We start from the raw sequence: 7,774 nt of genomic DNA, 5'->3' as shown, positions 1-7,774 counted from the left end.
CATCGCCTTTCCAAACGTCGGCTCGAAGTGGCCTTTGGCATTTTCCTGCTGCTGGTCTGCGCCCGCTTCGCCGCAAGTCTCCTCACATGAGCCATGAACGGCCTACGATCTGCAATGCCGGTTAGGAGGCGCAATGACTGAAGCACCCGCCGGACCTCTGCATGCCTTTCTTGCTGGTATGGGGCGAGACGGTCGCGGGCGCTTAGTCACGGATGTGCTCGGCTTTTCAGATAGCGAGCTGGAGGCTGTTCACGATTACATTCAGTGGCTTTTCCCTCTAACGACGCTGAGCGCAGCACAGCCTCACTCGCCGGTTCTGACACCAAACGAGATCGCAGCGATCAGAGCCGACCCGCGTTCGATTGAGATGCTGAATACAGCGGCCGAACGCATGCTCCGTTTCTACCGGGATACACGCTGGTGGCTAGCTCCGCATGATCATAATCACTTGCGGATTACCCGGATCCTTCACAGCCTGCGGCTGCTCGTCGGCCCAGCGACGGCTCGGGCTTTCCATAAGGCAATTCTTGACCTTCACGAGGCAGGTGGCTCTCCCGTCAACGCTCGCAGCATGCGCTACTGGGCAGAAGCTGCAGGCAATACGACGCTTTGAAGGTCCCGTGTTCGGCCGAGCTTATCAGGAAGCGTACTTACCTTTGAGATATGCGAGGTAAGGCGCAGGATCGAGGCGGCGTCCGGTTTGGCGCTCCAGCAGTTCGTCGCGCATGAAGCGACGCCCATGCTGCCAGATCCTGGCGCGCAGCTCCTCCGCGAGAACACCGTACTCGCCCGCCTCTATGGAGGCATCGAGGGCAGAGTTCTGCTGGCGTAGGGTCTCCATAACCTGGGCGCCCATGACATTGCCGATGGTGTAGGTCGGGAAAGAGCCGATATAGCCCGTCGACCAATGGACGTCCTGCAGCACGCCCTTCGCGTCGCTTGGAACGGTCAGGCCAAGGTCGCGCTGAATCGCAGCATTCCAGGCTCCGGGCAGTTCGGAGACAGGGAGAGATCCGTCCATGAGCGCGCATTCAATGTCGACGCGCAGCATGATGTGGAAGTCATAGGTGAGCTCATCCGCCTCGACTCGGATGAAGCCGGGCTCCACCCGCGTAACGGCACGATAGAACTCCTCGGCGTTGACATCGCCAAGTTGCTCAGGGAAATGCCGCTGCAGATCCGGGAAGTGCCGCTCCCAGAAGGTGCGGCTACGGACGATGTGGTTTTCCCAGAGACGCGATTGGGACTCATGCGCGCCGAAGCTCGTGCCGCCGACTGCGTAGAGCCCCACTAGATCGGTAGCAAGCGTCGTGCGTGTATAGGCTGAATCGACGCCTTGCTCGTAGAGGCCGTGGCCAGTCTCGTGAGCGGTCCCGAAGATGGAGGCGGGAAGATAATTGCGGTTGTATCGGGTGGTGATCCGCACGTCGTTGCGGGTGAACGACACTTCGAACGGGTGCACAGTGGTGTCGAGCCGGCCACGCTGGAGGTCATATCCGAGCTTTTCGGCAAGGCTCAGGCCGAAGGCGCGCTGCCCCTCCTCCGGAAAGTCGCGGAACAGGAAATCCGAACGAGGCTGCGGCCGCGATCGAGCAGCTTCAAGGATCGGCAGCAATCCGCCTCGAAGTGTCGAGAACAGATTTCTCAGGCTCCCTGCGGTTTCGCCGGGCTCGTAGATCGACACCATGGCGTCGTAAGGATGCTCCGTCCAGCCGATGCAATCCGCATAGGCACGGGAGAGCTCGACCGTTCTGGCGAGATGCGGTTCGAAGATCGAGAACTCGCTCTTCGAGCGCGCCTCGATCCAGGCAGACTGCGCTACGGTCCGGAGAGCAGCCCGCTCCTGAATGAGTGAGGCGGGCACGCTTCGGTGGTGCTCGAACGCATGGCGGGTCTGCTGCACCATCCGCCGTTCTGCGGCGTCTTCCGCCAGCCCTTCGACAGCCCGTTCTGCCTGCTCAAGCGCCTTCTCGGTGTCTGCGGAAAGAAGCAGGTCGCGCGCGATCCGGGTCAGGGTCGCGATCTGATGGCCGCGGGTTTCCGCACCACCCGCCGGCATCATGGTACGGGAGTCCCATGTGAGCAGAGAGGTTGCGTTCAGCACGTCATTGACGGCGGCAATGCGCTCATGGAGCGCCGCGAAGGAGGGTTGCTGGGTCATTGTCGATCTCTGATCTTAGTCTGTACCGCCGGTGTTGAGATGGCAGGCGGAGAAGCGGCCGGGCCCGATGGCAGCCAACGGGGGGGCCTCCCGCTTGCATCGCGGACCTGCAAAGGGACAGCGCGGATGGAAATGGCATCCGCTTGGAGGATGGAGCGGAGACGGGATTTCGCCCGCGATGGGGCGGAAGTTCTTTCGGCCCACGCCCACCCTTGGGACGCTCTCGAAGAGCGCACGGGTGTAGGGATGGTTCGGCTGCGCGTAGAGCTCCGCCGTCGGTGCCAGTTCGACGATGCGGCCAAGATACATAATCGCGACCCGGTCGGAGACGTGCCGCACCACACCGAGATCGTGGCTGATGAAGATTCCCGTCAGATCGAGATCGCGGCGCAGGTCCATGAACAGGTTGAGCACCTGAGCCTGAATCGAAACATCGAGGGACGCAACAGGCTCGTCGAGAACCAGGAGGTCCGGCTTCATCGCGAGCGCGCGGGCAATAGCAATGCGCTGCCGTTGCCCACCCGAGAACTGGTGCGGAAAGCGCCTGCGATAGCTCGGGTCGAGCCCCACGCGGCCGAGCATATTGGCCACATAGGAATCCGCCTCGCGTCCTTTCACGATGTTATGAGCAACCGGACCCTCTGCCACCGTGTCGCCGATCCTGATACGCGGGTTTAGGCTCGCAAAGGGATCCTGGTGGATCATCTGGACGCGGGTGGTTAGTTTCTGCGTACGCCGACCCTGCTCTTTCGCAACGGGCACATTGTCGAAGAGGACCTTGCCGTCGCTCGGGGTATAGATCCCGGCGATCATGCGCCCGAGCGTAGACTTCCCGCAGCCGGACTCGCCGACGAGGCCCACCACCTCGCCTTTGTCAACGCTGAGGCTGACATCCGTCACCGCGCGCACGATCTCGGTCGTCCGGCCAGCGCCGAAAAGACCCGCGATCCGCTCCCCGAGATTGGGGTGCTTTACGAAGCGCTTCGATACGTGGTCGATGTCAAGGAGAGCGGCTGGCATGAAACGGGCTCGATCGGGTAATGACAAAGGGCGGTGCGCCCATCCTCGAAATGCTGGATGGGCGGCGTGGTTGTGCAGGCAGGTCCCGCCTTGGCGCAGCGGGGCGCGAAGGCACAACCTTGCGGCAGGTTAGCCAGGGACGGGGTCGATCCGGGAACCTGGGGGAGCTTCGTACCGGGTTCGTGCTCGGCCGGAACGGATGCGAGAAGCCCGGCCGTGTAGGGATGACGGGGCGACGCGATGACGTCCGCGGCAGGTCCGCTTTCGACGACGCGCCCCGCATACATGACACAGATGTCATCCGCGAGGCTCGACACCACGGCGAGGTCGTGGGTTACCCATACGAACGCGGTGCCAGTGTCATCGGCGAGGCGCCGCACTTCGGCCAGGATCTGCCCCTGGATCGAAACGTCGAGAGCCGTGGTCGGCTCGTCGGCGATGATGACCGCCGGGCTGTGCAGGAGAGCAATCGCAATTGCTACCCGCTGGCGCATGCCGCCGGAGAGCTGATGCGGGTAGGCATCAAGGCGCTCCTCGGGACTCGGGATGCCGACCTTGGCCAGGGCATCGCGTGCCCTCGCGCGGGCAGCCTTGCGCGAGACCTTGCCGTGCGCCCGCACGGCAGCGATCATCTGGGTTCCGATCTTCAGGACCGGATTGAGGGTCATCATCGGATCCTGGAACACCATGGCGACCTGGGCGCCTCGTACCTGGCGCATGGCATCACCCTTCAGGCGCGTCAGGTCCTTCCCGTTGAGAAGGACTTCGCCGCCGACGATCCTGCCGGGCGGCTCGACAAGGCCGAGGATCGAGTAGCCTGTGACGCTCTTGCCGGACCCGGACTCGCCAACGAGACCCAGGATCCGGCCACGGCCGACCTCGAAGCTGACGCCGTCGACAGCCTTGAGAACACCGGCACGGGTCTGGAAATGAGTCTGAAGGTTGCTGACTCGGAGAACCGCATCACTCATCGGCTGTGCCTCGGGTTCAGGACGTTGCGGACCTGGTCGCCCACCAGATTGATGGCAACGACGGTCAGCATGAGAGCAATGCCGGGATAGATCGAGATCCAGTAGCGGCCCGACAGCAGAAACTGGAAGCCGTTGGAGATCAGGGATCCTAGCGACGGCTGCGTGAGCGGAAGGCCGAGCCCCAGGAAGGACAGGGTCGCCTCAAGTGCGATGGAGTTCGCCACCTGCACCGTCGCCACCACGATCAAGGGCGGCAAGGCATTGGGAAGAAGGTGGCGGAACAGCACATAGCGGGCGGGAAGCGGTGTCGATAGAGCGGCCTCGATATAATCCTTGCGCCGCTCGGCACTCGCTGCACCGTGCGTGGTGCGGGCGAAGTATGCATATTGCGCCGCCACAAGGGCAGCGACCAGCTGCATCAGCCCCTGACCCAGCATCGCGACGAGCACCAGCGCTAGCAGGATTGCCGGCAGCGAGAGCTGAAGGTCGATGATGCGCATGATGAGCGCCTCGATGCGTCCGCCGTAATAGGCTGCGATCAGGCCGACCGTGGTGCCGAGCACGAGAGCGAAGGTGCTGGCCATAACACCGACAATCAGGCTCGTACGCAACCCGTAGAGAATGGCGGAGAAGATGTCTCGGCCAGCGGCATCGGTACCGAGCCAGTGAACATAGCCGCCGGACCCGGTTTCGCCAGGCTCAAGCCTTGCATCGAACAGATCCAGCATTTCCTGGTTGTAGGGATCCTGTGGCGCTACGAAAGGCGCAAACACAGCCATGAGAACGATGACAACGACCACGATGAGGGCTGCTACTGCAACGGGGCTCTGCCGGTAGTCCGACCAGAAGTTGGAAAGCCGGATCAGACCAGTTTCAGCAGGTGCCGTCAGGGCGGGAGAGTTGCTCATGACGCGGCCTTTACTCGAATGCGAGGATCGAGCTGGCCGTAGATGAGATCGACAACGAGATTGATCATGACGAAGAGGAACACCACGAGAATGAGATAGGCGACCATCACGGGGCGATCGAGCACGGTAATGGAATCGATAATCAGCTTGCCCATCCCGGGCCAGTTGAAGACTGTCTCCGTGACTACTGCGAAAGCGAGTGTCGAGCCAAGCTCAAGGCCGAAAACCGTTACGATGGGAATCGATATGTTCTTCAGCACGTGCAGGCTCACCACCTTGCTCTCGGCGAGACCCTGAGCGCGGGCGAAGCGCACATAATCGGAGCCCATCACCTCGACCGTCCCGGCCCGCGTCAGGCGTATCAGCAGGCCAAGCTTGAACAATGCGAGATTAAGCGCCGGCAGGAGGATGTGGCTCCACCCTTCGAGCGAGGTGATCGACAGGTGCATGCCCAGGACCTCGGTAGTCGGGCCACGCCCACCAGAGGGCAACCAGCCCAGCTCGACCGCGAACACCATGATGAGCAGCAGCCCTACCCAGAAGCTGGGCACGCTGAAGCCGAGAACCGAAAAGCCCATGATGGCTTTCGCAGATAGAGAATCCGGCTTGTAGCCGGCCCATAGGCCGAGCGGAATCCCAAGGCAGGTAGCAATCAGCATTGCAGTCAGCGCGAGTTCCAGCGTTGCCGGCAGCCGCGACAGGATCAGGTTCAGCACGGGCAACCGATAGATGAAGGATTCGCCTAGATCGCCGTGGAGCATGTTGTTCATGAAGATGAAGTACTGCTCGATCAGCGGACGGTCGAAGCCGTAGCGCTGGATCAGCGCTTCGCGCAGAGCCTGATCGGAGGCCGGGTCGATCATCACGTCGATCGGATTGCCGATGGCATACACGCCGAGAAACACGATGATCGACATGGCGATCACCACCATCAGGGCCTGCAGAATGCGTTGAATGAGAAACCCGATCATGCTGTCTCGTCAATGGCCTTCGGACACATGAGAGCCGGATCGCGAGCGCCCGGTCCTCCATGAATATCGTCAATCAAAAAGCCGGAGGGAAAGAGCTTTCCCTCCGGTAGAGTTCGATCAGCCGGCTCTGGCCGCTGAGGATTTCGAAATCAGCTCTTAGGCTTGATCTCGTAAGCAAGAGTCTCCTGATCGACCCGCGGCGGGATGGTCACGGTCCCCTTCTTCGCAGCCCAGACAGTCTGGATCTGGACGGTCGGGATCAGTGCGCGATCATTCATGGAGACTTCGGTCACCTTCTCGAACAGGGCACGCCGCTTGGTGTCATCCATCGTGCGAGCACCCTCTTGCAGCAGCTTGTCTACTTCCGGATTGGAGTAGCCCTGCTTGTTGAAGGCACCAAGGCCTACCTGCGGATCCGCCGTATGCACCAGAGAGCCATAGGTATAGCTCGCCTCACCAGTCAGCGTACCCCAGCCGCTCATCCAGAGAGAGAACTCGCCTTTCTGCTGAGCCGGGAAGAACACGGTGCCATTGAGTGCGTTGGCGTTGACCTTCAGGCCAGCACGAGCCCACATCTGCGAGAGCGCCTCGCACACCGCCGCATCGCCCGGAAGGCGATTGTTGGTGCAGTGGAAGTCAATCTCGAAGCCCTTCGGATAGCCAGCATCGGCAAGAAGCTGCTTGGCCTTCGCCAGATCGTAAGGACGCTCCGGCAGGTTCTTGTTACCGCCGAAGAAACTGGCGGGCATCAGCTGGTTGGCTGGGCGGCCCAGGCCTTCGAGAACAACGCGCACCAGCGTCTTGCGATCGATCGCAAGGTCCATGGCCTCGCGCACCTTCGGGTCGCGCAACGGGTTGGCATCGATCTCCTTGCCGTCGACCTTGACCTTCTTCGGCAGGGTCTCCTTCACGTTCGGCGTAAGGTTCAGGAAATAGACCGAGTCGGCCACGAAGGTGTCGACCGACTTGTCCTTCTGCATCGCAGCGTAGTCGGTGGCCGGCACATAGTTGACGAGGTCCACTTGGCCGGACTTGAGGGCTGCCATGCGGGCAGGATCGCTCGGAATCTCCTTGCGGACTACCTTCTGCCAAGGCTGCTTGCCACCCCAGTAATTGTCGTTGCGCTCCAGGACGAGGTCGCCCTTCGGCTCCCACGAGACGAACTTGTACGGGCCGGTGCCGATGGCAGCCTTGCCAGAGTTGAACTGCTCGTTGCGAGCTTCCATTCCTACCGACTTCGATACCACGAACAGGCGGATGAAGTCGTTCGGAAGGGTCGGCGCCGGAGCCTTCGTCTTCACATGCAAGGTGTACTTGTCGGCGACCTTCGTCTCCGCAACCTGCTTCGTGTAGATTGTCATGCTCATCGGGCCGGTGACGACCGGGATGCGGTCGATAGAGAACTTAACGTCCTCGGCGGTGAGCTCGGATCCGTCGTGAAACTTCACGCCTTCCCGGATCTTGAATTCCCAAGTCGTATCGTCAATCGGCTTCCACGAGGTCGCAAGGCCCGGCTTCAGGCCCAGGTTCTCGTCCGACATGACCACTGTATCGAAGATATGGCGCAGAGCCTCGGCTTGGCTGCCAAGGGTCGACCAATGGGGGTCGATGGAGTCGGGGCCGGCTCGCAGACCCATGGTCAGGGTTTGCGCCGATACGCCACCGCTAAGCACGGTGCCGAGGACGAGAGCTGCAACGAGTGATCCACCCGACTTGAAGTTTTGTTTCAATTCACTTCCCCTC

Annotated in this window: 7 protein-coding genes; 1 reads left to right on the top strand and 6 read right to left on the bottom strand. The window is 61.5% G+C overall.

The genetic code is table 11. The features are described 5' to 3' along the window. Positions 1–133 precede the first annotated feature (133 nt). Positions 134–613: an opioid growth factor receptor-related protein gene (locus AC0QTX_RS24750; protein WP_474606468.1), complete on the top strand. Its 480-nt coding sequence runs from the start codon at positions 134–136 to the stop codon at positions 611–613. A 24-nt stretch (positions 614–637) separates the two neighbouring features. On the opposite strand, the gene AC0QTX_RS24745 is transcribed toward AC0QTX_RS24750, so the two are convergent. The 6 genes from AC0QTX_RS24745 to AC0QTX_RS24720 all read right to left on the bottom strand — a co-directional run bounded on the left by AC0QTX_RS24745 (position 638) and on the right by AC0QTX_RS24720 (position 7,761). Then, a complete protein-coding gene (locus AC0QTX_RS24745; RefSeq protein ID WP_474606467.1) occupies positions 638–2,161 on the bottom strand; it encodes a carboxypeptidase M32 in 1,524 nt (507 codons plus the stop codon). A gap of 15 nt (positions 2,162–2,176) precedes the next feature. Beyond that, entirely contained in the window at positions 2,177–3,181 is a 1,005-nt protein-coding gene (locus AC0QTX_RS24740; protein WP_474606466.1) for an ABC transporter ATP-binding protein, read from the bottom strand. Beyond that, entirely contained in the window at positions 3,133–4,152 is a 1,020-nt protein-coding gene (locus AC0QTX_RS24735) for an ABC transporter ATP-binding protein (RefSeq protein ID WP_474606465.1), read from the bottom strand. Before AC0QTX_RS24735 ends, AC0QTX_RS24740 begins: the two co-directional genes overlap by 49 nt. Further along, positions 4,149–5,060, bottom strand: coding sequence for an ABC transporter permease (locus AC0QTX_RS24730; RefSeq protein ID WP_474606464.1), 912 nt, complete (start codon positions 5,058–5,060; stop codon positions 4,149–4,151). Before AC0QTX_RS24730 ends, AC0QTX_RS24735 begins: the two co-directional genes overlap by 4 nt. Further along, positions 5,057–6,031 (bottom strand): ABC transporter permease, encoded by a 975-nt coding sequence (locus AC0QTX_RS24725; RefSeq protein WP_474606463.1) that lies wholly within the window; start codon positions 6,029–6,031, stop codon positions 5,057–5,059. The genes AC0QTX_RS24730 and AC0QTX_RS24725 overlap by 4 nt, the downstream gene beginning before the upstream one ends. A 149-nt stretch (positions 6,032–6,180) precedes the next feature. After that, positions 6,181–7,761 carry an ABC transporter substrate-binding protein gene (locus tag AC0QTX_RS24720; RefSeq protein WP_474606462.1) on the bottom strand — a complete coding sequence of 527 codons (1,581 nt, stop codon included), beginning with the start codon at positions 7,759–7,761 and terminating at the stop codon, positions 6,181–6,183. Between the last annotated feature and the right edge of the window lie 13 nt (positions 7,762–7,774).

Source organism: Microvirga sp. jy35 (assembly GCF_056148915.1).
Note: the sequence above shows the minus strand (reverse complement) of the source record. Positions and strands in the feature narration are given on the sequence as shown.

What these genes read in the sequence shown, in the direction of transcription:
- AC0QTX_RS24725 (WP_474606463.1), bottom strand. Translation starts at nt 6,031, where the DNA reads ATGATCGGGTTTCTCATTCAACGCATTCTGCAGGCCCTGATGGTGGTG.
- AC0QTX_RS24730 (WP_474606464.1), bottom strand. Translation starts at nt 5,060, where the DNA reads ATGAGCAACTCTCCCGCCCTGACGGCACCTGCTGAAACTGGTCTGATC.
- AC0QTX_RS24750 (WP_474606468.1), top strand. Translation starts at nt 134, where the DNA reads ATGACTGAAGCACCCGCCGGACCTCTGCATGCCTTTCTTGCTGGTATG.
- AC0QTX_RS24735 (WP_474606465.1), bottom strand. Translation starts at nt 4,152, where the DNA reads ATGAGTGATGCGGTTCTCCGAGTCAGCAACCTTCAGACTCATTTCCAG.
- AC0QTX_RS24745 (WP_474606467.1), bottom strand. Translation starts at nt 2,161, where the DNA reads ATGACCCAGCAACCCTCCTTCGCGGCGCTCCATGAGCGCATTGCCGCC.
- AC0QTX_RS24740 (WP_474606466.1), bottom strand. Translation starts at nt 3,181, where the DNA reads ATGCCAGCCGCTCTCCTTGACATCGACCACGTATCGAAGCGCTTCGTA.